The sequence below is a fragment of the Streptomyces sp. NPDC057877 genome (assembly GCF_042796855.1).
GTDB lineage: Bacteria > Actinomycetota > Actinomycetes > Streptomycetales > Streptomycetaceae > Streptomyces.
The window spans coordinates 60,994-83,844 of the sequence record NZ_JBHVMS010000006.1 but is presented as its reverse complement, the minus strand read 5'-3'; the positions used below and the strand labels follow the sequence as shown (position 1 = coordinate 83,844).

Below are 22,851 nucleotides of genomic sequence, written 5' to 3'. Positions count from 1 at the left end.
CGTACCGAGTTGGGGTAGGCGGCCCACGTACACAGCGGCGCGTGCAACCATCGTCGCTACCCGGAAGTCCCTACGTATATGCGTCACGTACGAGTCCGTCGCTAGGGTGTGGGGCTGAGATGGCCAGCGAGACCTGTGGGGAAGCCCGTGCGTGAATACCTGCTGACGCTCTGCGTCACGGCCGCGGTGACGTATCTGCTGACCGGGCCGGTACGCAAGTTCGCGATCGTGGCGGGAGCGATGCCGGAGATCCGGGCCCGGGACGTGCACCGGGAACCGACTCCGCGGCTCGGCGGTATCGCCATGTTCTTCGGGCTGTGCGCGGGCCTGCTGGTCGCCGATCACCTCACCAACCTCAACCAGGTCTTCGAGGACTCCAACGAGCCCCGGGCGCTGCTCTCCGGGGCGGCGCTGATCTGGCTGATCGGGGTGCTGGACGACAAGTTCGAGATCGACGCCCTGATCAAGCTGGGCGGGCAGATGATCGCGGCCGGTGTGATGGTGGTGCAGGGTCTGACGATCCTGTGGCTGCCGGTGCCAGGCGTGGGGACGGTCGCGCTGACCCAGTGGCAGGGCACCCTGCTCACCGTCGCGCTGGTGGTGATCACCATCAACGCGGTGAACTTCGTGGACGGCCTGGACGGGCTGGCGGCGGGCATGGTGTGCATCGCCGCGTGCGCGTTCTTCCTGTACGCCTACCGCATCTGGTACGGCTACAACATCGAGGCCGCCGCCCCCGCGACGCTGTTCGCGGTGATCCTGATGGGCATGTGCCTGGGCTTCCTGCCGCACAACATGCACCCCGCGCGGATCTTCATGGGCGACTCCGGCTCGATGCTGATCGGGCTGGTGCTGGCCGCGGGCGCGATCTCGGTGACCGGGCAGATCGACCCGGACGTGATGAAGCTGTTCTCCGGCTCCGAGCGCAACGCCGTGCACCAGATGGTGCCGGTCTACATCCCGCTGGTGATGCCGCTGACCATCATCGCGATCCCGGCGGCCGACCTGGTGCTGGCGATCGTACGGCGCACCTGGCGCGGCCAGTCGCCGTTCGCGGCGGACCGGGGCCACCTGCACCACCGGCTGCTGGAGATCGGGCACTCGCACAGCCGGGCGGTACTGATCATGTACTTCTGGTCGGCGCTGATCGCCTTCGGGGCGCTGGCCTACTCGGTGAACTCCGCGTCGATGTGGATCGTGCTGGGTGTGGTCTTCCTCAGCGCGATCGGGCTGATCCTGCTTCTGCTGCCGCGCTTCACGCCGCGGGCCCCGCGCTGGGCCGAGCGGTTCGTGCCGCCGCGCTACCGGCGGCGCGGCGCGGTCGTGGCCGCGGTGGAGTCCGCCGCCGTCGAGCCGGTGGCGGTGCCGGAGGAGCAGCGCGAGCCGGTGACGGCCGGGGCCTCAGGGGTCAATGGGGCGACCGCCGTGGGGCACCGAAGGTAAGAATCTGACTAAAGCATTGCCAACGCGTGGGGCCCTGATGGGGGAGCGAAGCATCCCAATACCAGACAAGTCGGCCGGGTGCATGCTCAAGCGCGCGCCTTCACTCTCATGTGTGACAGTGAGCACACGCTCAGGTAAAGACCTCATCAAATAGTTTGTGATACCGTTCACGAGAACCCCCGGATAGAGCCGAAGGACCCTAGTGCGAGGGTCCATTGGTGTGAGGTTCGCTCTCAGCCCGGGACTACGCTCGTCCATGACGACACCCCTGCCCCCTTTGAAAGCGGAGTTGCCGCCATGCCGTCCACTGACGCCCGGATCCTTGCCCAGGCCGCTGTGCCCACAGCCGCCGTCGGCGCGGTGGCGGCCATCGTCAGCGGAGTGGTCGCCGGTGGCAAGGGGGCGGTCGGCGCGGTCGTCGCGACCGTGATCGTGATCCTGTTCATGGGAATCGGTCTCTACGTCCTCCAGCGCACCGCCAAATCGCTTCCGCACCTTTTCCAGGCGATGGGCCTGATGCTCTACGCGGCACAGATTCTTCTGCTGTTCGTCTTCGTCGCCGCGTTCAAGAACACCACGCTCTTCAACCCCAGGGCTTTCGCGCTCACGCTGGTCGCCGCCACCCTCGCGTGGATCGCCGCGCAGACGCGGGCGCACATGAAGTCCAAGATCCTCTACGTCGAGCCCGACAACTCGGGGCACTCGTCGTGAGGGGTAGGGCCGGGATAAAGGCGCATGACAGATCCTGCTATCGTCCGGTGCCAACTGCGGCATCGCGGGCGCGGGCATCCGAGCTGACGCCTGCTCAATCGCGAGGCGAGATGCCCCACAGCCGCCCCCACATCCGTAACACCAGTCCCGTGCCGAACCGCGGCCCCGCGCCGCGCCGACACAACGAGGTTGCCGTTTCCATGCGCCACGATGAAGGAGCCCGCGGTGAGTGCTGACCCGACGCAGGTGCTCGCCTTCGAGACCGACTGCCACCTCTTCGACGGGTGTGGCTTCCCGGCTCCGGGCCTGCACTCTTTCCTCTTCGAGCCGCTCTGGGGCGACGCCGACGGCAACGGCCTGTACTTCAACAAGCCGATGCTGCTCGCGCTGCTCGGCTCGATCATCGTGGTCGGCTTCTTCTGGGCCGCGTTCGCCAGGCCCAAGGTCGTTCCGGGCAAGCTCCAGATGGTCGCCGAGGCCGGCTACGACTTCGTACGCCGCGGCATCGTCTACGAGACCATCGGCAAGAAGGAGGGTGAGAAGTACGTACCGCTCGCCGTCTCCCTCTTCTTCTTCATCTGGATGATGAACCTCTGGTCCATCATCCCGGTCGCCGCCTTCCCGGTGACGTCGATCATCGCCTACCCGGCCATCCTGGCCCTGATCGTCTACATCACCTGGGTCTCGCTGACCTTCAAGCGCCACGGCTTCGTCGGTGCCCTCAAGAACTTCACCGGCTACGACAAGTCGCTCGGCCCGGTGCTCCCGCTGGCGATGACCATCGAGTTCTTCTCGAACCTCCTGGTCCGTCCGTTCACGCACGCGGTCCGGCTTTTCGCCAACATGTTCGCGGGTCACACCCTGCTGCTGCTGTTCACCATCGCCGCCTGGTACATGCTGAACGGCATCGGCATCGCATACTCCGCGGTCTCGTTCGTGATGGTCATCATCATGACCGCCTTCGAACTCTTCATCCAGGCCGTCCAGGCGTATGTCTTCGTCCTGCTGACCTGCACCTTCATCCAGGGCGCGCTCGCCGAGCACCACTGAGCACGTCCGCTTCACCACCCCGCACTCGTCCGGTGGCCAACCCCCACCGGTCCGTAAAGAGAAGGAAGAACTGGCATGTCCAACCTTGCTGCTGTCACCGGTGACCTCGGTTCCGTCGGTTACGGTCTCGCGGCCATCGGCCCGGGCGTCGGCGTTGGCATCATCTTCGGTAACGGCACCCAGGCCCTCGCCCGCCAGCCCGAGGCCGCCGGCCTGATCCGTGCCAACCAGATCCTGGGCTTCGCCTTCTGTGAGGCGCTCGCCCTGATCGGTCTCGTCATGCCGTTCGTCTACTAAGACGAGCCCTGACGACCGACCCTTTCGACGAAAGGCACTGATGTGACATCCGCCCTGGTTTTCCTGGCGGCTGAGGGGGAGAAGGAGAATCCCCTTATCCCGCCGTGGCCGGAAGTTGTCATCGGCCTCATCGCTTTCGTCATCGTCTTCGGCTTCCTCGCCAAGAAGCTCCTCCCGACCATCAACAAGGTCCTGGAAGAGCGTCGCGAGGCCATCGAGGGCGGTATCGAGAAGGCCGAGGCCGCGCAGACCGAGGCCCAGAGCGTCCTTGAGCAGTACAAGGCCCAGCTCGCCGAGGCCCGGCACGAGGCCGCGCGCCTGCGCCAGGAGGCGCAGGAGCAGGGTGCCGCGCTCATCGCGGAGATGCGGGCCGAGGGCCAGCGTCAGCGCGAGGAGATCGTCGCCGCCGGCCACGCCCAGATCGAGGCCGACCGCAAGGCCGCCTCCTCCGCGCTGCGCCAGGACGTCGGCAAGCTCGCCACCGACCTGGCCGGCAAGCTGGTCGGCGAGTCCCTCGAGGACCACGCCCGCCAGAGCCGTGTGATCGACCGCTTCCTCGACGAGCTTGAGGAGAAGGCCGAGGCGTCTCGATGAACGGAGCGAGCCGCGAGGCCCTGGCAGCCGCACGCGAGCGTCTGGACGCGCTGACGGACGCCACGTCCGTGGACGCCGGCGCCCTCGCCGAGGAGCTGGCCGCCGTCACCGCGCTGCTCGACCGCGAGGTGTCGCTGCGTCGGGTCCTGACCGACCCGGCGCAGTCCGGAGAGGCCAAGGCCGACCTGGTCCAGCGCCTGCTCGGCAGCCAGCTCGGCGGCGAGACCGCCGACCTGGTGTCCGGCATGGTCCGCGCCCGCTGGTCGCAGTCCCGCGACCTGGTGGACGCGCTGGAGGAGCTGGCGAACACCGCCGACCTCACCGCCGCCCAGCGGGCGGGCACGCTCGACGACGTCGAGGACGAGCTGTTCCGGTTCGGCCGGATCGTCTCTTCGAACACCGGGCTGCGCGCCGCGCTGACCGACCGCAAGGCCACCGCCTCGGCCAAGGGCGAGCTGCTGCGCAGCCTCCTCGGCGGCAGGGCGGCCCCGGCCACCGAGCGTCTGGTGACGCGCCTTGTGACCGTGCCGCGGGGACGTAGCCTGGAAGCGGGACTGGAGTCCCTGTCCAAGCTCGCCGCCGACCGCCGGGACCGCATGGTCGCCGTCGTCACCTCGGCGGTGCCGCTGAGCGACGGCCAGAAGCAGCGCCTCGGCGCCGCCCTGGCGAAGCTCTACGGGCGCCGGATGCACCTCAACCTCGAAGTGGACCCCGCGGTCCTCGGCGGGATCCGGGTGCAGGTCGGTGACGAGGTCATCAACGGCTCCCTCGCGGACCGCCTCGAGGACGCCGAGCGCCGACTGGCCGGTTAGCCGACCAGCAACTGAACACGTAGTACGTACCTACGGCCCTGGTTGGGCCGTGCAGAGGATTCACCTCTTAACGGGGGGAGTCCCCATCCCCCCAAGTGAAACTTCGGGCCCAACAAGGAGAGCAGGGAACCCAGATGGCGGAGCTCACGATCCGGCCGGAGGAGATCCGGGACGCACTGGAGACCTTCGTCCAGTCGTACAAGCCGGACGCGGCCTCGCGCGAGGAGGTCGGTACGGTCACCCTTGCCGGCGACGGCATCGCGAAGGTCGAGGGTCTGCCCTCGGCCATGGCCAACGAACTGCTGAAGTTCGAGGACGGCACCCTCGGCCTCGCCCTCAACCTCGAGGAGCGCGAGATCGGTGCCATCGTCCTCGGTGAGTTCAGCGGCATCGAGGAGGGTCAGCCGGTCACGCGCACCGGCGAGGTCCTCTCCGTCGCGGTGGGCGAGGGCTACCTCGGCCGCGTCGTCGACCCGCTCGGCAACCCGATCGACGGCCTCGGCGAGATCGAGACCTCGGGCCGCCGCGCCCTGGAGCTGCAGGCTCCGGGCGTCATGGTCCGCAAGTCGGTGCACGAGCCGATGGAGACCGGCTACAAGGCCGTCGACGCGATGACCCCGATCGGCCGCGGTCAGCGTCAGCTGATCATCGGTGACCGCCAGACCGGCAAGACCGCCCTGGCCGTCGACACGATCATCAACCAGCGCGACAACTGGCGCACCGGCGACCCGAAGAAGCAGGTCCGCTGCATCTACGTCGCCATCGGCCAGAAGGGCTCCACCATCGCGTCGGTCCGCCGCGCGCTGGAGGAGAACGGCGCGCTGGAGTACACGACCATCGTCGCCGCCCCGGCGTCCGACCCGGCCGGCTTCAAGTACCTCGCCCCCTACACCGGCTCGGCCATCGGTCAGCAGTGGATGTACGAGGGCAAGCACGTCCTCATCATCTTCGACGACCTGTCGAAGCAGGCGGACGCCTACCGCGCCGTGTCGCTGCTGCTGCGCCGCCCGCCGGGCCGTGAGGCCTACCCGGGTGACGTCTTCTACCTGCACTCCCGGCTGCTGGAGCGCTGCGCCAAGCTCTCCGACGACATGGGTGCCGGTTCGATGACCGGTCTGCCGATCGTCGAGACCAAGGCCAACGACGTCTCGGCGTTCATCCCGACCAACGTCATCTCCATCACCGACGGCCAGTGCTTCCTGGAGTCCGACCTGTTCAACGCCGGTCAGCGTCCGGCCCTGAACGTCGGTATCTCGGTCTCCCGCGTCGGTGGCTCCGCCCAGCACAAGGCGATGCGCCAGGTGTCCGGCCGCCTCCGTGTGGACCTGGCCCAGTTCCGTGAGCTGGAGGCGTTCGCCGCCTTCGGTTCCGACCTCGACTCCGCGTCGAAGTCGCAGCTGGAGCGCGGTCAGCGCATGGTCGAGCTGCTGAAGCAGAACCAGTACGAGCCGATGGCCACCGAGGACCAGGTCGTGTCGATCTGGGCCGGTACCAACGGCAAGATGGACGAAGTCCCCGTCGCCGACGTCCGCCGCTTCGAGAAGGAGCTGCTGGACTACCTGCACCGCAAGGAGCAGGGTCTGATGACCTCCATCAGGGAGGGCGCCAAGATGTCCGACGACACCATCCAGGCCATCGCGGACGCCGTCGCGGAGTTCAAGAAGCAGTTCGAGACCTCGGACGGCAAGCTGCTCGGCGAGGACGCCTCGGCCACCGCCAAGTGACGTAAGGAAGGGACCTGACTCATGGGAGCCCAGCTCCGGGTCTACAAGCGTCGCATCCGATCCGTCACCGCGACCAAGAAGATCACCAAGGCGATGGAGATGATCGCCGCCTCGCGCGTCGTCAAGGCGCAGCGCAAGGTGGCGGCCTCCACGCCGTACGCGCAGGAACTGACCCGCGCGGTCACGGCGGTCGGCACCGGGTCGAACACCAAGCACCCGCTGACCACCCAGGCCGAGACGGTCACCCGGTCCGCGGTACTGCTGCTGACCAGTGACCGTGGTCTGGCCGGCGCGTTCAACTCCAACGCCATCAAGGCGGCGGAGCAGCTGACCGCACGGCTGGAGCGCGAGGGCAAGCAGGTCGACACGTACATCGTCGGCCGGCGCGGTGTCGCCCACTACAACTTCCGTGAGCGCAAGATCGCGGAGCAGTGGACGGGCTTCACCGACGAGCCGTCGTACGCGGACGCCAAGAAGGTCGCGGCCCCGCTGATCGAGGCCATCGAGAAGGACACGGCGGACGGTGGCGTCGACGAGCTGCACATCGTCTTCACCGAGTTCGTCTCGATGATGACGCAGACGGCGCTCGACGCCCGGCTGCTGCCGCTCAGCCTCGACGAGGTGGCGAAGGAGGCGCAGCCGAAGGGCGAGATCCTTCCGCTGTACGACTTCGAGCCGTCGGCCGAGGACGTGCTCGACGCACTGCTCCCGCGGTACGTCGAGAGCCGGATCTACAACGCGCTGCTCCAGTCGGCCGCTTCGAAGCACGCCGCCACGCGGCGCGCGATGAAGTCGGCCACCGACAACGCGGGCGAGCTGATCAACACGCTCTCCCGTCTTGCCAACGCGGCCCGCCAGGCCGAAATCACCCAGGAAATCAGCGAGATCGTCGGTGGCGCGAGCGCCCTGGCCGACGCGACCGCGGGGAGTGACAACTAATGACCACCACTGCTGAGACGGCCACGGCGACGGGCCGCGTCGCGCGGGTCATCGGCCCGGTCGTCGACGTGGAGTTCCCCGTCGACGCGATGCCGGAGATCTACAACGCCCTGCACGTCGAGGTCGCGGACCCGGCGAACGAGGGCGAGAAGAAGACGCTGACCCTGGAGGTCGCCCAGCACCTGGGTGACGGCCTGGTCCGCACCATCTCCATGCAGCCCACCGACGGCCTGGTCCGCCAGGCCGCGGTCACCGACACCGGCACGGGCATCACCGTCCCGGTCGGCGACTTCACCAAGGGCAAGGTGTTCAACACCCTCGGTGAGGTGCTGAACGTCGACGAGACCTACGAGGGCGAGCGCTGGTCCATCCACCGCAAGGCCCCGAACTTCGACGAGCTCGAGTCGAAGACCGAGATGTTCGAGACCGGCGTCAAGGTCATCGACCTCCTCACCCCGTACGTCAAGGGTGGAAAGATCGGTCTGTTCGGTGGTGCCGGTGTCGGCAAGACGGTGCTCATCCAGGAGATGATCTACCGCGTCGCCAACAACCACGACGGTGTCTCCGTGTTCGCCGGTGTCGGTGAGCGCACCCGTGAGGGCAACGACCTGATCGAGGAGATGTCGGAGTCCGGCGTCATCGACAAGACCGCGCTGGTCTTCGGTCAGATGGACGAGCCCCCGGGCACCCGTCTGCGCGTGGCGCTGGCCGGTCTGACGATGGCGGAGTACTTCCGTGACGTCCAGAAGCAGGACGTGCTGTTCTTCATCGACAACATCTTCCGCTTCACCCAGGCCGGTTCCGAGGTGTCGACCCTGCTCGGCCGGATGCCCTCCGCGGTGGGCTACCAGCCGAACCTGGCCGACGAGATGGGTCTCCTCCAGGAGCGCATCACCTCGACCCGTGGTCACTCGATCACCTCGATGCAGGCGATCTACGTCCCCGCGGACGACCTGACCGACCCGGCCCCGGCCACCACCTTCGCCCACCTCGACGCGACGACGGTGCTCTCCCGTCCGATCTCGGAGAAGGGCATCTACCCGGCCGTGGACCCGCTGGACTCCACGTCCCGGATCCTGGACCCGCGCTACATCGCGCAGGAGCACTACGACGCCGCCATGCGCGTCAAGAACATCCTGCAGAAGTACAAGGACCTCCAGGACATCATCGCGATCCTCGGTATCGACGAGCTGGGCGAGGAGGACAAGCTCGTCGTCCACCGTGCCCGTCGCGTGGAGCGCTTCCTGTCCCAGAACACCCACGTCGCCAAGCAGTTCACCGGCGTGGACGGTTCGGACGTGCCGCTGGACGAGTCGATCGCGGCGTTCAACGCGATCTGCGACGGCGAGTACGACCACTTCCCGGAGCAGGCGTTCTTCATGTGCGGTGGTCTTGAGGACCTCAAGGCCAACGCCAAGGAGCTGGGCGTCTCCTGAACTCGCTGAGTTCGACTGAGGGGGCGGGTGCGTCCCGCCCCCTCTTTCACGCCTACTAGACTTGTAACCAACACCCGGCACACCCGCCGGGTGGTGACCCGAGGAGCCACCCTTGGCTGCTGAGCTGCACGTCGAGCTGGTCGCCGCCGACCGAAAGGTCTGGTCCGGCGAGGCCACCCTGGTCGTCGCGCGCACCACGTCCGGCGACATCGGCGTCATGCCCGGTCACCAGCCGCTGCTCGGTGTGCTGGAGTCGGGCCCGGTGACCATCCGTACGAGTGAAGGTGGAACGGTCGTCGCCGCGGTGCACGGCGGTTTCATCTCGTTCGCGGACAACAAGCTGTCGCTGCTGGCAGAGATCGCCGAGCTGTCGGACGAGATCGATGTCCAGCGCGCGGAGCGGGCCCTTGAGCGGGCGCAGTCGGAGGCCAACGCCTTCGCGCAGCGTCGCGCCGAGGTCCGACTGCGTGCGGCGACGGCGCACTGAACCAGGGCGTCGTCGGCTGACGTCACTCAGCCGCGGTCGGCACCGGAGCAATCCGGAGCCGGTCGCGGCTGAGGCAGATATGGAAGTTTTTTCCGTTCCGTTACCTAGGAGACGAGGAGGTCGGTGTCGATGGTCCTCGCTCTGACTGTGTGCGGATCGGTCGTCGCCCTGGTGGTGCTGGGACTCTTCGTCTTCGGTCTGCGGCGCAGGCTGATCCAGCGGTCGGGCGGCACCTTCGACTGTTCCCTGCGCTGGGAGGCCCCGGAGCAGGACGACACCGGCAAGGGCTGGGCCTATGGCGTGGCCCGCTACAACGGCGACCGCGTGGAGTGGTTCCGCGTCTTCTCCTATGCCCCCCGCCCCCGCCGTACCCTGGAGCGCTCCGCGATCGAGGTCGCCGGGCGCCGCCACCCCGAGGGCGAGGAGGAGCTGGCGCTCCTCTCCGACGCGGTGATCCTCACCTGTCTGCACCGCGGCACCCGCCTCGAACTGGCGATGAGCGAGGACGCGCTGACCGGTTTCCTGGCGTGGCTGGAGGCGGCGCCTCCCGGGCAGCGCGTCAACGTGGCCTGACGGTTGGTCACAGCGGGCAGATGTCGCCCGCCACATAGGTACCGGGCACGCTGGTCCGTTCGACCACGACCGTCTCCCGCTGTTCCGTGGCTATGTTCACCGTGACGGTGGCGGGCCAGACCGACAGCACCGCGGCGAGTGCCGCCGCGCATCCGCCGAGGCATGCCGCCCGGGGTGTGGACCCGCTGGGCTTGCGCTTCATGTTCTCCCCCGTGTGCTGGTTCAAGGAGTCTTTCCGAGTCTCTTCCGAGACCAGGAGTCTCCCCGGCCGCCGGGGGCCGGGCACCCGCCGTTCGGCCCTACCGCCCGGTGCCGAAGGTCCCCGGTGCGCGTACGCCGGGGGCTCGTGGCGTACGCGCACGCCGCGGACAGACGTACGGTCTGTCCGCGGCGTGGTTCCTCGTGGTGCGGTGGGGGTTACTTCAGGCCGTTGCTGATGGCGCCCACCAGTTCACCGTTGCTGGTGTCGCCGCTGAACTCCCAGAAGAACGCGCCGCCCAGGCCCTGGTTCTTGGCCCAGGTCATCTTTCCGGCGATCGTCGACGGGGTGTCGTACGACCACCACTGGTTGCCGCAGTGGGCGTACGCCGTGCCCGCGACGGTGCCGGTGGCGGGGCAGGAGTTCTTGAGGACCTTGTAGTCCTCGATGCCCGCCTCGTAGGTGCCCGGTGCCGCGCCGGTCGCCGTGCCGCCGGGGGCGGACTGGGTGACGCCGGTCCAGCCGCGTCCGTAGAAGCCGATGCCGAGCAGCAGCTTCGAGGACGGCACGCCCTTCGCCTTGAGCTTGGCGATCGCGTCCGCGGAGTTGAAGCCCGCGGTCGGGATGCCGGAGTACGAGGTGAGCGGGGAGTGCGGGGCGGTCGGGCCGGTGTTGGCCCACGCGCCGAAGTAGTCGTACGTCATCACGTTGTACCAGTCGAGGTACTGCGCGGCGCCGCCGTAGTCCGCGGCGTCGATCTTGCCGCCGGAGGAGCCGTCGGCGGTGATGGCGGCGGTGACCAGGTAGTTGGGGCCGAACTCGGCGCGCAGCGCCTGGGAGAGGTTCTTGAACGCGGCCGGGCCCGAGGTGTCGCAGGTCAGACCGCAGGCGTTCGGGTACTCCCAGTCGATGTCGATGCCGTCGAAGACATCGGCCCAGCGCGGGTCCTCCACGACGGCCTTGCAGGACTTGGCGAAGGCGGCCGGGTTCTGCGCGGCCTGGCCGAAGCCGCCGGAGTAGGTCCAGCCGCCGAACGAGTACAGCACCTTGATGTGCGGGTACTTCGCCTTCAGCTGCCGCAGCTGGTTGAAGTTGCCGCGCAGCGGCTGGTCCCAGGTGTCGGCGGTGCCGCTGACGGACTGGTCGGCGGTGTAGGCCTTGTCGTAGGCGGCGTAGGTGTCGTCGACCGTGCACTGGCCGTTCTTCACGTTGCCGAAGGCGTAGTTGATGTGCGTGATCTTCGAGGCGGAGCCCGAGGTCACCAGGTTCTTGACGTGGTAGTTGCGGCCGTAGACGCCCCACTCGGTGAAGTACCCGAGGTTGATCTTGCTGGTGGGGCCGGGGTCGGTGGAGCCGCCGGTGGTGCGCACGGCGCGGGCGCCGGAGACCGGGCCGGTCTGGTCGGCGGTGTCACGGGCCTGGACGGTGTACGAGTAGTCGGTGCCCGCGGTCAGACCGGAGTCGGTGTAGCTGGTGCCGGTGACCGTGGCGACCTTGGTGCCGCCGCGCAGGACGTCGTAGTTCTTGACGCCCTTGTCGTCGGTGGCGGCGCTCCAGCTGAGCTTCACCGAGGTGTTGGTGATCTCGGAGGCGCTCGGGGTGCCCGGGGCGGACGGCGGGTTGTCGCCGGGGACGGAGGGTCCGCCGTCGCAACTGGCGCCGTTCAGCTTGCAGTTGGCGGGGGCGCCGGAGCCGGAGCCGTTGAAGCCGAAGGAGACGGACGCGCCGGGGGCGAGGGTGCCGTTCCACGCCTTGTTCTTGGCGGTCCAGTGGTTGCCGGAGGACGTCACGTCGGCGTCCCAGGCGGAGGTGACGGACGTGCCGGAGGGGAAGTCCCACTCGACCGTCCAGGAGCTGATGGAGGTGGTGCCGGTGTTCTTCACCGTCCACTTGCCCTCGAAGCCGGAGCCCCAGTCCTGGGTCTTGGCGTAGGTGGCGGTGGCTTCGGCGGCGGCCTGGGCGGGGGATGCGAGCCCGACCAGTCCGGCGAGGGGGAGCAACAGGGTCGCGAACCCTGCCGCCGCTCTGTGTCTGAAGCGCATGCTGCGCCTCCTTATGGGGGTGTGGGGGGCATGACTGAGCCTTCACGCCCACGGTGCCGCGAGAATAGAAAGGTCTGGACCACGGGTCAATAGGTCTGGACCACTTGACATGTCCGAGGACTAGATGCCCAACTCCTGCGCGAGCACCGCCGCTTGCACCCGGCTGCGCAGCTCCAGCTTCCCCAGCAACCGGCTGACGTGCGTCTTCACCGTGGCCTCGGCCATGTCGAGGCGGACCGCGATGGCGGCGTTGGACAGCCCCTCACCGAGGCAGGACAGCACCTCGCGTTCGCGTCGCGTCAGGCTCTGCAGCACCGCCGGGTCGGCCTTCGGCTCCCGCGCCGGACCGGCCGCGAACTCCGCGATGAGACGCCGCGTCACGGCCGGGGCGATCAGCCCCTCGCCGCGCGCCACCGTCCGCACGGCGGCCAGCAGGTCCTTCGCCTCGGTGTTCTTCAGCAGGAACCCGGACGCCCCCGCCCGCAGCGCCCCGAAGACGTACTCGTCGAGGTCGAAGGTGGTCAGCACCAGCACGTCGGCGAGCCGTTCGGCGACGATCCGCCGGGTCGCCGACACCCCGTCGAGCACCGGCATCTGAATGTCCATCAGCACCAGGTCCGGCCGCAGCTCACCCGCGAGCGCCACCGCCCGCTCCCCGTCCGCCGCCTCCCCGACCACCTCGATGTCGGGCGCGCTGCCCAGGATGAGCACCAGCCCGGCGCGCACGGCGGACTGGTCCTCGGCGACGAGGACGCGGATCATGCGGTGTCTCCCTCGGTGACGGGCAGGGTGGCGCGTACGGCCCAGATCTTGCCGTCCTCCGCGCTCTCGGGACCGGCGTCCAGCCCGCCCCCCAGCAGCGTGGCCCGCTCCCGCATGCCGACCAGACCGGCGCCGGAGCCGGGCGCCCGAGGGCCGTCGTGGCCGCCGTACGGGCTGGTCACCGCGATGTCGAGGCGGCCGTCCCGGCGCTCCAGGAGCACCCGGACCGGGCCCGGCCCGGCGTGCTTGAGGGCGTTGGTCAGGGACTCCTGGACGATGCGGTACGCCGCCAGCTCCACCGGCGCGGGCAGTCCGTCGCCGTGGGCGTCCGTCAGGGTGACGTCGAGGCCGTTGGCGCGGGCGGTGCCGACCAGCGCGCCGAGCCCGTCGAGGGTGGGCGCCGCGGACGGCACGGTCTCGGCGCCCGCGTCCCGCAGCAGGCCGATCAGACGGCGCATCTCGGCCAGTCCCGCCACGCTGTTCTCCCGGATGACACCGAGTGCCTGCCGGGAGGTCGCCGGGTCGTCCAGGGAGAGCGCGGCGGTGGAGTGGATGGCGATCGCGGAGAGGTGGTTGGCGACCATGTCGTGCAACTCCCGCGCCATCCGCGCCCGTTCCGCCGTCACCGCCTGCACCCGGTCCATCTCGGCCAGCAGCGCGGTCTGCTCGGCGCGCAGCCGGGCGGCCTCGGCCGCGTCCCGGTGGTTGCGCACGATCAGCCCGGTGGACGCGGGCCCGAACGACACGATCCCCACCCCGACCCCGATCAGCAGCGCCTCCGGCACCCGCCACACCGCGAACGGCACCACGGCACCGGCGACCGTGAGCAGCCCGGTGACCCAGGGGATCCGACGGGCCGCGGCGGGCGTGCCGTACAGGACGGCGGCGTACATCAGGTCCGTGTAGAGCAGGACCGTGACCACACTGCCCCGCGTGAAGGTGTCCGCGACCAGCGCCACCGTCCCGATCAGCAGCACCGTGCGCGGCCTGCTCCGGCGCAGCAGCTCGCACCCCGCGGTCGCCGCGAGCGGGACCAGGGCCGCCCAGTCGGAGGACCACAGCACCAGGGAGTCGTCCGGCAGCCGCGGGAACAGTCCTACGGCCCACAGCAGCAGCCCGCCGAGCAGCCCGCCCAGTGCCACGTACACGTCGAAGCGGTGCGGGCGGGGGAGTCGTACGGCCATGACCCCATCCAACACGGGGCGGGCGCCCGTCGCCTGATGCCGGGGGAGGGTCCCGGACTGCATCCTTCGATGTACTCGGGGTTCGTCATCGGCGACGACGTGTCCGGCCGGATCCGCCGGGAGCCTGGAAGGGTGACCGAAAGGAGCACGCCGTGATCGTCGCGTTGATCATCGTCTGCGAGGTCGGCTTCTGGGTACTGCTGGCGCTCGGCCTGGCCGTCCGCTACCTGCTGAAGTGGCGCCGTACGAGTGTGGCGCTGCTGTTGTGCGAGCCGCTGCTGGAGGTGGTGCTGTTCGTCGCCACCGCGATCGACCTGAGGAACGGCGCCGAGCCGAGCTGGGAACACGGCCTGGCGGCGCTCTACATCGGCTTCACGGTCGCGTACGGCCACTACACGATCCGCTGGCTCGACGGCCACGCCGCGCACCGGCTGGCCGGGGCGCCCAAGCCGACGGGACCGCCCCGCTACGGCCTGCCCCGCGCCGCCCACGAGGGCCGCCTGTGGCTGCGTACCGTCCTCGCCGCCGCGGTCGCCTGCGCGCTGCTGCAGGGGGCCGTGTGGTACGTCGGTGACAGCGGCGACGTCTCCTCGCTGCGGTCGTTCCAGTGGGTGGCGCTGCGGGCCGCGGGCATCCACGGCGTGATCGCGCTCACCTATCTGCTGTGGCCGAAGAAGGACCCCGGGAAGGCGGCGTCAGCGCTCCCCGCCCGGCACCCACAGCACGTCCCCGACGCCGAGGTTCGCGGTCCTCGCGAGAATGAACAGCAGGTCCGATAGCCGGTTGAGGTAGGTCGCCGTCAGGGGGTTCATGAGGTCGCCGTGGACCTCCAGCGCGGCCCACGTCGAGCGCTCGGCACGGCGAACGACCGTGCAGGCCTGGTGGAGCAGGGCCGCGCCCGGGGTGCCGCCGGGGAGGATGAAGGAGCGCAGCTTCTCCAGCCGCTCGTTGAACCGGTCGCAGTCCGCCTCGAGCCGGTCCACGTAGAACTGCTCGACCCGCAGCGGCGGGTACTCCGGCTTCTCCACCACCGGCGTCGACAGGTCGGCGCCCACGTCGAACAGGTCGTTCTGCACCCGGGTGAGCACCTTGACGACCTCCTCCGGCAGCCCGCCCAGCGCGATCGCCGTGCCGAGCACCGCGTTCGCCTCGTTGGCGTCGGCGTACGCCGCGATCCTCAGGTCCGTCTTGGGGACCCGGCTCATGTCCCCGAGGGCGGTGGTGCCCTTGTCGCCGGTCCGCGTGTAGATGCGCGTCAGATTGACCATGCGGCCAGCCTAGTGAGGCGCCCGGCGTCCGGCTCAACTAGGCCGTCTGCGGGGTCCTGTGACCCCTGCCGGTGTGATGTCCGTCATGTGAGACGTGACGCGTATTACTTAGCGGTCACACGGCCCCTCACGAGCGCTAGGGTCCGCTCGAGAGCACAACGACAGCGCGTATCAGGGGAGTCGCACAGTGGCAGGGAAGCTCGCCGTCATCGGGGCCGGTCTCATGGGTTCCGGCATCGCCCAGGTCTCCGCCCAGGCGGGCTGGGACGTCGTCCTGCGCGATGTGACCGACGAGGCGCTGAAGCGCGGCACCGACGGCATCAAGGCCTCGTACGACAAGTTCGTGAGCAAGGGCCGGATGGAGGCGCACGACGCCGACGCCGCGCTCGCCCGGATCACCACGACCACCGATCTGGACGCCGCCGCGGACGCGGACATCGTCGTCGAGGCCGTCTTCGAGAAGCTGGAAGTCAAGCACGAGATCTTCCGCACCCTGGACAGGATCACCCGCCCGGACGCGGTGCTCGCCTCCAACACCTCCGCCATCCCGATCACCAAGATCGCGGCCGTGACGGAGAACCCGGAGCGCGTCGTCGGCGCGCACTTCTTCTCGCCGGTGCCGATGATGCAGCTGTGCGAGCTGGTGCGCGGCTACAAGACCAGCGACGCGACCCTCGCCACCGCCCGGGAGTTCGCCGAGTCGGTCGGCAAGACCTGCATCGTCGTCAACCGCGACGTCGCGGGGTTCGTCACCACCCGGCTGATCTCGGCGCTCGTCGTCGAGGCGGCCAAGCTCTACGAGTCCGGTGTCGCCACCGCCGAGGACATCGACCTGGCCTGCAAGCTGGGCTTCGGCCACGCGATGGGCCCCCTGGCCACCGCCGACCTCACCGGCGTCGACATCCTGCTGCACGCCACCAGCAACATCTACACCGAGAGCCAGGACGAGAAGTTCGCCCCGCCGGAGCTGATGCGCCGGATGGTTGACGCCGGTGACATCGGGCGCAAGAGCGGGCAGGGCTTCTACAAGCACTGACACCGCACCCGGCCTCCGGAGTATCACACCCCGGGGTGAATTCGGTATCGGTTCGCTTACAGACGGCAACCTCTGGGGGCGCGCAGCCGTCAGAGGATGCAACACCTGGTTGCAGTAACACCCCGGAACATCCCGGTACACCCCCGGCCCAGCGGGCGCACGGCCGCCCACAGGGCCGGGACCGCACCACCAGACATCACGACGCGAGGCAACGAGACGCACGTACGGGAGCGCATATGCACATCAGGGGCGACCACGCCGAGCTGGTCGTCGGGGGCCGCCTCGACGTCCGCAGCGCGGCGGACGCCCGTGCGGTCCTGCACTCGGCCGTCGACGACGGAGTCGGCGACCTGGTGCTCGACCTGTCAGAACTGGACTCCTGGGACGCCACCGGACTCGGGGTGATCATGGGTGCCCACCGTCGGGCCGGCCGGTGCGGCAGGCGGCTGGTGCTGCGCGACGTACCACCGCAGATGCAGCGCCTGCTGGTCGCCACCCGGCTGCACCGCATCCTCGCCATCGAGGGCGGCATCGGCGTGGAGTCACTGCCCCGCGTGTGACCCGCGCTCCGGTGACCCGGGTCGGCCTTCGCACGCCCCGCACAATCCTCACGAGACCGTGACCTCTTCGACGGCTCGGCACCCCGGGCTGTCGTAGATACTGAGCGAAGGTTTACGGTTCGACTGCCCGCCGCCCGAAACCCCTTCGACCGAACCCCGTCGCGCGGGCACCGGACCAGAAGTGACAGCGCCGTGTGCGGCGTGGCCGGGAGGGGCTGGATGAGCACACGACGCCTTTGGGGGGCTTGAAACCTATGGACCCGAACACCCGGGGGCCCGAGGACTACGGCCAGGACGGCGACGGTGAAGCACCGCGCCCGCGCCCGCCCAGGGACTCCCTCACACCGGACTTCGCCCAGCACGCGCCCGCGCTCGCCCGCACGGTGCGACTCGTCACCGGCGAACTGCTGCTCACCGTCAACCCCGTCGACGGCAGCGAGATCGAACCCTGCCCGCCCGGGGAACGCCCCGCGCGCCCGCGCAAACTGACCGCCGCCCAGCGCGCCGAGAGCGACCGCGCCGCCCGCCCCCCGGTCCCGGCCGGACCGCAGCGGCCCGCGCCGCCGCTCCTCGGCCGCCAGGACGAACGCGAGCAACTGGTACGGCTGCTCGCCCGCGGCCGCTCGGTGCGCCTGACCGGCCCCGGGGGCTCCGGCCGCACCCGGCTGCTCGACCTCGTCGCCGAGGACTGCGCGGACCTCGCGCCCGACGGCGTGGTCCGCCTCTCCGGCTTCCACCGCACCGGCGACGACCTGCTGCACGACCTCTTCTACGCCGTCCACGACGCCCCGCTGCACCGCCCCGAACCGGACGAACTGCTCGAACTGGTCCGGGACATCGGTGCCGTGGTCGTCGTCGACGACCTGGAGATCGGCGGCGCCGCCCTCGACGAGCTGCTGGACGCCACCCCCGAGTGCGCCTTCCTGTTCGGCACCACCCCGGACGTGCCCGCGCCGTCCGCCGACGCGGACCTCGAGGAGGTCGCCCTCGGCGGGCTCGACCGGGCGGGCGGCCTGGAACTGCTCGAACTGGCCGTCGGCCGCACCCTCACCGACGAGGAGGCCAACTGGGCGGGCGACCTGTGGTTCGAGTCCGAGGGCCTGCCGCTGCGCTTCGTCCAGGCCGGAGCCCTGCTCAGACAGCGCGACCGGCTGCTGGCGGGTGTGGACGCGGTCGACGAGTTCGGTGTCTTCGAGGACGCGCCGCCCGTGGACGCGGTGCTGGACCCGCCCGTCGACGCCACCGTCGCCGACGACGTGCCGCTGCCCTCGCTCGCCGAGGGCGCCGCGCCCGCCGAGCTGCTCGCCTCCCGGCTGAGCGCCTCGGCCCGCGACACCCTGCGGTTCGCCGTCGCGCTCGGCGGCGAGGTGCCGCACCAGGCGCACCTGCCCGCGCTCGTCGGGGACACCCACGCCGACGCCGCCCTCGGTGAGCTGCTCGACTGCGCGCTGGTCTCCCCGGTCGGCTCCCGCTACCGGCTCGCCGCCGGGGTGCGGACCCAGCTGGAGGCCGCCGGGTACGCCGCCGACCTTCCGGAGCGGGCCCGCACCGCCGCCCAGCACTACGCCTGGTGGGCCGGGCACCCCTCGGTCACCCCGGAGCGGGTGTGCGCCGAGGCGGACGCCGTGCTCGCCGCGCTCGCCGTCCTCGTACCCGCCACCACGCCCGCCGCCGACGGCGAGGAGAGCACCGCCGTCCGGCTGGCCCGCACGGCGGCGCCCGCGTTCGCCGCGGGGCTGCACTGGAGCGCCTGGGAGCGGGCCCTGCGGTCCGGCGCCGAGGCGTCCCGGCTCGCCGGGCAGGTCGCCGAACAGGCCTACTTCCACCATGAGTTGGGCGTCCTCGCGCTCTGCGAGGGACGGCTGGACCGGGCCCGCGCCGAGCTGGAGGCCGCCATAGGGCTGCGCGGCGCCCTCGCCGACAAGCGCGGCACCGTCGCCGGACGCCGCGCCCTCGCCCTGGTCGCCGACCGCTCCGGCACCGGTCTCCCGGTGGCCGGTGGCACGGCGGGCGAGGAGGTGCCCTCCGCGCTGCACGAGGAGTCCGCGTCGCCGCCCGGTGGCGTCCCGGCCTCGCTGTCCGCCTTCCCGCTGCTCAAGTCGCCCGCCGACACGCTGGTCACCCGGCAGCCCGCGGCCGGTTCCGGCTCCCGGCACGCCCGGGGCGGGCTGCGCGGCCTCGCCAAGCGCAACCTCGTCGCGGCGGGCGCGGGCGCGCTGCTCGCCGCCGTGCTCGGTACGGTGGTGACGCTCGGCGCCACCTCCAGCAACGACGCCGAGAGCCCCTCAGACCAGGTGGGCGTCAACCCCTCCGCCAGCCAGGGCACCGACGACGGCAGCCTCGGCGCCGACGAGGCCGGTCAGGACAGCGACGCCGACACCGGCGACGCCACCGGCAGGCCGTCCGACCCCGGCCCCGACGGCACACCCGGCACCGCCGACGACCCGGCCCCGACGGCCTCGGGCACCACGCCCCCGGACACCCCCACCGACGACCCGAGCGGCACCCAGGGCACGACCCCGGGCAGCCCCTCGACCTCCCCGACCAAGTCCACGACGAAGCCGCCGTCGTCCTCCTCGACGCCGACCACGAGGCCCCCGACGAGGACGGCCACCCCGACACCCACCCCGACCGAGTCCGAGACCCCGACCCCCACCACCTCCGAGACGTCCCCGGAACCCCCGACGACGTCCAACTCGGCCAGCGGCCCGGCGGAGACCACGGCGAGTGCCCCGGAGAGCGGCGCGGCGGGTTCGGAGTCCCCGGGCGGCTCGGAGCCGGTGATCTGACGGGCGCGGGGGGCGGGCCGGATGCGCGTCCGCCCCCGCGTCCGGGTCAGAACAGCCGCAGCTTGTCGTCCTCGATGCCCCGCAGGGCGTCGTAGTCCAGGACCTGGCAGCCGATGCCGCGGTCGGTGGCGAGCACGCGGGCCTGGGGCTTGATCTCCTGGGCGGCGAAGATGCCGCGGACCGGGGCCAGGTGGGGGTCGCGGTTCAACAGCTCCAGGTAGCGGGTGAGTTGCTCGACGCCGTCGATCTCACCGCGCCGCTTGATCTCGACCGCGACGGTCTGGCCCGCGGCGTCCCGGCACAGGATGTCGACCGGCCCGATGGCCGTCATGTACTCGCGCCGGATCAGGGTGTAGCCGTCGCCGAGGGTCTCGATGCGGTCGGCGAGCAGTTCCTGGAGGTGCGCCTCCACGCCGTCCTTGATCAGGCCAGGATCCACGCCGAGTTCGTGCGAGGAGTCATGGAGGACCTCCTCCATGGTGATGATGAGCTTCTCGCCCGCCTTGTTGACGACGGTCCAGACGCCCTCCTCATCACCGTTCCCCTCCTTCAGGGTGCAGGGCGGCGACATCCAGTTGAGGGGCTTGTAGGCCCGGTCGTCCGCGTGGATCGAGACGCTGCCGTCCGCCTTGACCAGGATCAGACGGGGCGCGGAGGGAAGATGGGCGGTGAGCCTGCCCGCGTAGTCGACGGAGCATCGGGCAATGACGAGACGCATGGTCGGCAACGCTACTCGACGGCCCCCGCTCCACGCGATTCGCCTGCCTCCCGCCCGTCTCCGCCCGCCCCGGCACGCGCGTCCGGCGTCCCAGTTCTCCCGGAACACTCCCGTTCGTTCGTGGCCGATTGTGCGCCCACCCGTGGCCGCCTGTGTGGGCATTCGCCTGGTGCCGTCACCGGCAGTTGCCTACCGTATTAAACGGGAGGTCGCGATGTGTGTACTGAGCGTGGCCGAGTTCGCGGTCCCCCATACCTGTCCGGCAACCCCTGATGGTTGGGGGTGCGAGAGGAGAACCCATGTCGCTCGACGTCTCACCGGCCCTACTCGAACAGGCCGAGCGAGGCGAGGTCGACGAAGCTGACTTCGTCGACTGCGTCCGGACCTCCCTGCCCTACGCATGGGAGATGATCAGCTCCCTGGTGGCCCAGCTGAAGGTGGACGGCGGAGAGTTCGCCGACAACCAGACGCCCCCGCCGGACGAGCAGGCACGCGGTCAGCTGCTGCGTGCGCTCGCGAGTGACGCCATCCGCGGTGCGCTTCAGCGGCACTTCGGGGTGCGGCTGGCCTTCCAGAACTGCCACCGGGTGGCGGTGTTCCCGCTGGACACCTCGGCGGACGAGAGGCTGGCCCGGTTCACGTCCGTCCGCGGACAACTGCTGAACCAGTCTCCGGAACTGCGGGACTGCTGACGAGGTGAGCCGCTGGCTTGCCGCTCCGTACGCGGGAGGTGCAGTTTGTACCGGAGCGGCAAGCCCCTCGCGACACCGGCACGTTGACGGCGGAGGGTGGCCGACGGACGGCGGGCCCCACTCCCCTTCGGCATGGTGCTCACGCGGGTACGGCGCTCGTCTGGGATGCGGCGCTCACTGGGCCGTGGTGCTCATCCCGGGTACGGCGCTTACTGGGCCGTGGTGCTCGTGTCGGGTACGGCGTTCGCTGGGCCATGGCGCGTGTGTCGGTACGGCGTTCGCTGGGCCATGGCGCGTGTGTCGGTACGGCGTTCGCTGGGCCATGGCGCTCATCCCGGGTACAGCGTTCACCGGGCCATGGCGCTCATCCCGCATCGGCGCTCACCTCACATTCGGCGCGCCCACCTCAAATACGGGCTCACCTCTGATCCGGCGCCCACCTTGGATCCGGCGCCCCCCTTGGACCGGCGGCCATACCCGGCACCCCGCTCACCTAAGATGCGGCAGCACCTCCGCCCCCAACCGCCGTACGTTCTCCTCTGTCGCCGCCAGGTCCCCCGACCCCTCCACCAGCAGGGCGAAGCGGGAGATTCCGGTCCGCTCGCTGGACGCGGCGAGGCGGTCGGCGCAGAGCCGGGGTGTGCCCACCGGGTGCAGCCCGCAGAGGAGTTCGGTGTACGCCAGCGGATCGCGCATCCGGCGCTGTCGGCCGTCCACCGTGACATGCGCGTCAAGGCCCTGCTTCAGCCAGCCCGGCAACGCCTTCATCAGCGTCTCCACCGCGTCGGTGCGCCGGTCGGCGATCTGGCAGACACCGGCCGAGACATGGCCCGCGCGGGCGATCTCCTCCGGCGAGCGGCCCACCGCGCGCGCGTGCTGCCGCCACAGGGCGACCATCTCGGCCTTCTCCTCATCGCCCACATGCATCCCGAGCAGCATCGACAGCCCCCGCTCGGCGGCCAGCCGCACACTCGCCGGTGAGGTGCAGGCGACGAGCACCTCGGGCCCCTCGGTGGCCGACAGACACTCCGACGGCCGCGGCACGACGGGCACCGCACGGAACCGGAACCGCTCCCCGGCGGCGGCGACGGCGGGTTCGCGCAGCCAGCGCACCAGCAGATCGAGTGATTCCGGGAACCCCTTCTCGTAGGCCTCCAGGCCGGTCCCGAAGACCTCCAGGTCCACCCACGGCCCGCCCCGCCCGACGCCCAGCGAGAGGCGTCCGCCGCTCGCCACGTGCAGCAGCGCGGCCTGTTCGCCGAGCGCCACCGGGTGCTGGGTGGACAGCACGCTGACGGCCGTACCGACCCGGATGCGGTCGGTGCGGCCGAGCAGTAACCCCGCCAGGGTGATCGCCGACGGGCAGCTGCCGTACGGCACGAAATGGTGCTCGGCCAGCCAGACCGCGTCGAGCCCCGCCTCCTCGGCCACCTCGGCGGAGCGGACCGCGCGGTGCAGTGCCTCCCCCTGGCCCTGACCCGGGAACCGGGCCCCCAATACGAAACTTCCTACGCGCATGGCACTTCCTGCTTCCT

General features: G+C 70.2%; 23 protein-coding genes. 16 read left to right on the top strand and 7 right to left on the bottom strand.

Annotated features, from left to right (window positions below):
- Positions 1-147: 147 nt before the first annotated feature.
- The 11 genes from ACFVQG_RS18935 (at position 148) to ACFVQG_RS18885 (ending at position 10,066) form a co-directional block, all read left to right on the top strand.
- The gene (locus ACFVQG_RS18935; RefSeq protein WP_383384064.1) at positions 148-1,443 is read left to right on the top strand and encodes an MraY family glycosyltransferase; all 1,296 of its coding nucleotides are present in this window, start codon (positions 148-150) and stop codon (positions 1,441-1,443) included.
- A 297-nt stretch (positions 1,444-1,740) separates the two neighbouring features.
- Complete coding sequence (locus ACFVQG_RS18930) at positions 1,741-2,154, top strand: hypothetical protein (RefSeq protein WP_383384061.1); 414 nt, start codon at positions 1,741-1,743, stop codon at positions 2,152-2,154.
- 210 nt (positions 2,155-2,364) lie between these two features.
- Positions 2,365-3,204 (top strand): F0F1 ATP synthase subunit A, encoded by an 840-nt coding sequence (atpB, locus tag ACFVQG_RS18925; protein WP_383384058.1) that lies wholly within the window; start codon positions 2,365-2,367, stop codon positions 3,202-3,204.
- Positions 3,205-3,279: 75 nt separating this feature from the next.
- Positions 3,280-3,501, top strand: a complete 222-nt coding sequence (atpE, locus tag ACFVQG_RS18920; protein ID WP_004925497.1) for an ATP synthase F0 subunit C — start codon at positions 3,280-3,282, stop codon at positions 3,499-3,501.
- 42 nt (positions 3,502-3,543) lie between these two features.
- On the top strand, positions 3,544-4,095 hold the full coding sequence (locus ACFVQG_RS18915) for a F0F1 ATP synthase subunit B (protein ID WP_360214619.1): 552 nt from the start codon (positions 3,544-3,546) through the stop codon (positions 4,093-4,095).
- Positions 4,092-4,907, top strand: a complete 816-nt coding sequence (locus tag ACFVQG_RS18910) for a F0F1 ATP synthase subunit delta (RefSeq protein ID WP_383384053.1) — start codon at positions 4,092-4,094, stop codon at positions 4,905-4,907. The genes ACFVQG_RS18915 and ACFVQG_RS18910 overlap by 4 nt, the downstream gene beginning before the upstream one ends.
- A 134-nt stretch (positions 4,908-5,041) precedes the next feature.
- Positions 5,042-6,631, top strand: coding sequence for a F0F1 ATP synthase subunit alpha (gene atpA, locus ACFVQG_RS18905; protein ID WP_383384050.1), 1,590 nt, complete (start codon positions 5,042-5,044; stop codon positions 6,629-6,631).
- Positions 6,632-6,652: 21 nt separating this feature from the next.
- Positions 6,653-7,570, top strand: a complete 918-nt coding sequence (locus tag ACFVQG_RS18900) for a F0F1 ATP synthase subunit gamma (RefSeq protein ID WP_383384047.1) — start codon at positions 6,653-6,655, stop codon at positions 7,568-7,570.
- Positions 7,570-9,006: a F0F1 ATP synthase subunit beta gene (gene atpD / locus ACFVQG_RS18895; protein ID WP_383384044.1), complete on the top strand. Its 1,437-nt coding sequence runs from the start codon at positions 7,570-7,572 to the stop codon at positions 9,004-9,006. Before ACFVQG_RS18900 ends, atpD begins: the two co-directional genes overlap by 1 nt.
- Positions 9,007-9,118: 112 nt before the next feature.
- Positions 9,119-9,493: a F0F1 ATP synthase subunit epsilon gene (locus ACFVQG_RS18890; protein ID WP_383384041.1), complete on the top strand. Its 375-nt coding sequence runs from the start codon at positions 9,119-9,121 to the stop codon at positions 9,491-9,493.
- Positions 9,494-9,622: 129 nt separating this feature from the next.
- A complete protein-coding gene (locus ACFVQG_RS18885) occupies positions 9,623-10,066 on the top strand; it encodes a DUF2550 domain-containing protein (RefSeq protein WP_383384038.1) in 444 nt (147 codons plus the stop codon).
- 7 nt (positions 10,067-10,073) lie between these two features.
- Here the strand turns inward: ACFVQG_RS18885 and ACFVQG_RS18880 are convergent, their stop codons facing one another.
- The 4 genes from ACFVQG_RS18880 to ACFVQG_RS18865 form a co-directional block, all read right to left on the bottom strand.
- Positions 10,074-10,268, bottom strand: a complete 195-nt coding sequence (locus ACFVQG_RS18880) for a hypothetical protein (RefSeq protein ID WP_383384033.1) — start codon at positions 10,266-10,268, stop codon at positions 10,074-10,076.
- Between the two features lie 215 nt (positions 10,269-10,483).
- A complete protein-coding gene (locus ACFVQG_RS18875; protein ID WP_383384029.1) occupies positions 10,484-12,307 on the bottom strand; it encodes a glycosyl hydrolase family 18 protein in 1,824 nt (607 codons plus the stop codon).
- A 120-nt stretch (positions 12,308-12,427) separates the two neighbouring features.
- On the bottom strand, positions 12,428-13,069 hold the full coding sequence (locus ACFVQG_RS18870; protein WP_383384026.1) for a response regulator: 642 nt from the start codon (positions 13,067-13,069) through the stop codon (positions 12,428-12,430).
- Complete coding sequence (locus ACFVQG_RS18865) at positions 13,066-14,253, bottom strand: sensor histidine kinase (protein WP_383384023.1); 1,188 nt, start codon at positions 14,251-14,253, stop codon at positions 13,066-13,068. The genes ACFVQG_RS18870 and ACFVQG_RS18865 overlap by 4 nt, the downstream gene beginning before the upstream one ends.
- A gap of 152 nt (positions 14,254-14,405) precedes the next feature.
- Between ACFVQG_RS18865 and ACFVQG_RS18860 the strand changes: the two genes are divergently transcribed.
- Positions 14,406-15,032, top strand: coding sequence for a hypothetical protein (locus tag ACFVQG_RS18860; protein WP_383384020.1), 627 nt, complete (start codon positions 14,406-14,408; stop codon positions 15,030-15,032).
- Here ACFVQG_RS18860 and ACFVQG_RS18855 read toward each other — a convergent pair.
- Positions 14,949-15,521 (bottom strand): cob(I)yrinic acid a,c-diamide adenosyltransferase, encoded by a 573-nt coding sequence (locus ACFVQG_RS18855; RefSeq protein ID WP_383384017.1) that lies wholly within the window; start codon positions 15,519-15,521, stop codon positions 14,949-14,951. The two genes, ACFVQG_RS18860 and ACFVQG_RS18855, sit on opposite strands and share 84 nt — an antisense overlap.
- Before the next feature lie 187 nt (positions 15,522-15,708).
- Here ACFVQG_RS18855 and ACFVQG_RS18850 point away from each other — a divergent pair, with 187 nt between their 5' ends.
- The 3 genes from ACFVQG_RS18850 to ACFVQG_RS18840 all read left to right on the top strand — a co-directional run bounded on the left by ACFVQG_RS18850 (position 15,709) and on the right by ACFVQG_RS18840 (position 19,906).
- Positions 15,709-16,557: a 3-hydroxyacyl-CoA dehydrogenase family protein gene (locus ACFVQG_RS18850; RefSeq protein WP_383384015.1), complete on the top strand. Its 849-nt coding sequence runs from the start codon at positions 15,709-15,711 to the stop codon at positions 16,555-16,557.
- Between the two features lie 236 nt (positions 16,558-16,793).
- A complete protein-coding gene (locus ACFVQG_RS18845) occupies positions 16,794-17,117 on the top strand; it encodes an STAS domain-containing protein (RefSeq protein ID WP_381612499.1) in 324 nt (107 codons plus the stop codon).
- A gap of 254 nt (positions 17,118-17,371) precedes the next feature.
- A complete protein-coding gene (locus ACFVQG_RS18840; protein WP_383384012.1) occupies positions 17,372-19,906 on the top strand; it encodes an ATP-binding protein in 2,535 nt (844 codons plus the stop codon).
- 46 nt (positions 19,907-19,952) lie between these two features.
- Here ACFVQG_RS18840 and nucS read toward each other — a convergent pair whose 3' ends face one another.
- Positions 19,953-20,624 carry an endonuclease NucS gene (gene nucS / locus ACFVQG_RS18835; RefSeq protein WP_383384009.1) on the bottom strand — a complete coding sequence of 224 codons (672 nt, stop codon included), beginning with the start codon at positions 20,622-20,624 and terminating at the stop codon, positions 19,953-19,955.
- Positions 20,625-20,923: 299 nt separating this feature from the next.
- Between nucS and ACFVQG_RS18830 the strand changes: the two genes are divergently transcribed.
- Positions 20,924-21,316, top strand: coding sequence for an SCO5389 family protein (locus ACFVQG_RS18830; RefSeq protein WP_383384006.1), 393 nt, complete (start codon positions 20,924-20,926; stop codon positions 21,314-21,316).
- Positions 21,317-21,805: 489 nt separating this feature from the next.
- On the opposite strand, the gene ACFVQG_RS18825 is transcribed toward ACFVQG_RS18830, so the two are convergent.
- On the bottom strand, positions 21,806-22,834 hold the full coding sequence (locus ACFVQG_RS18825) for an LLM class flavin-dependent oxidoreductase (protein ID WP_383384004.1): 1,029 nt from the start codon (positions 22,832-22,834) through the stop codon (positions 21,806-21,808).
- Between the last annotated feature and the right edge of the window lie 17 nt (positions 22,835-22,851).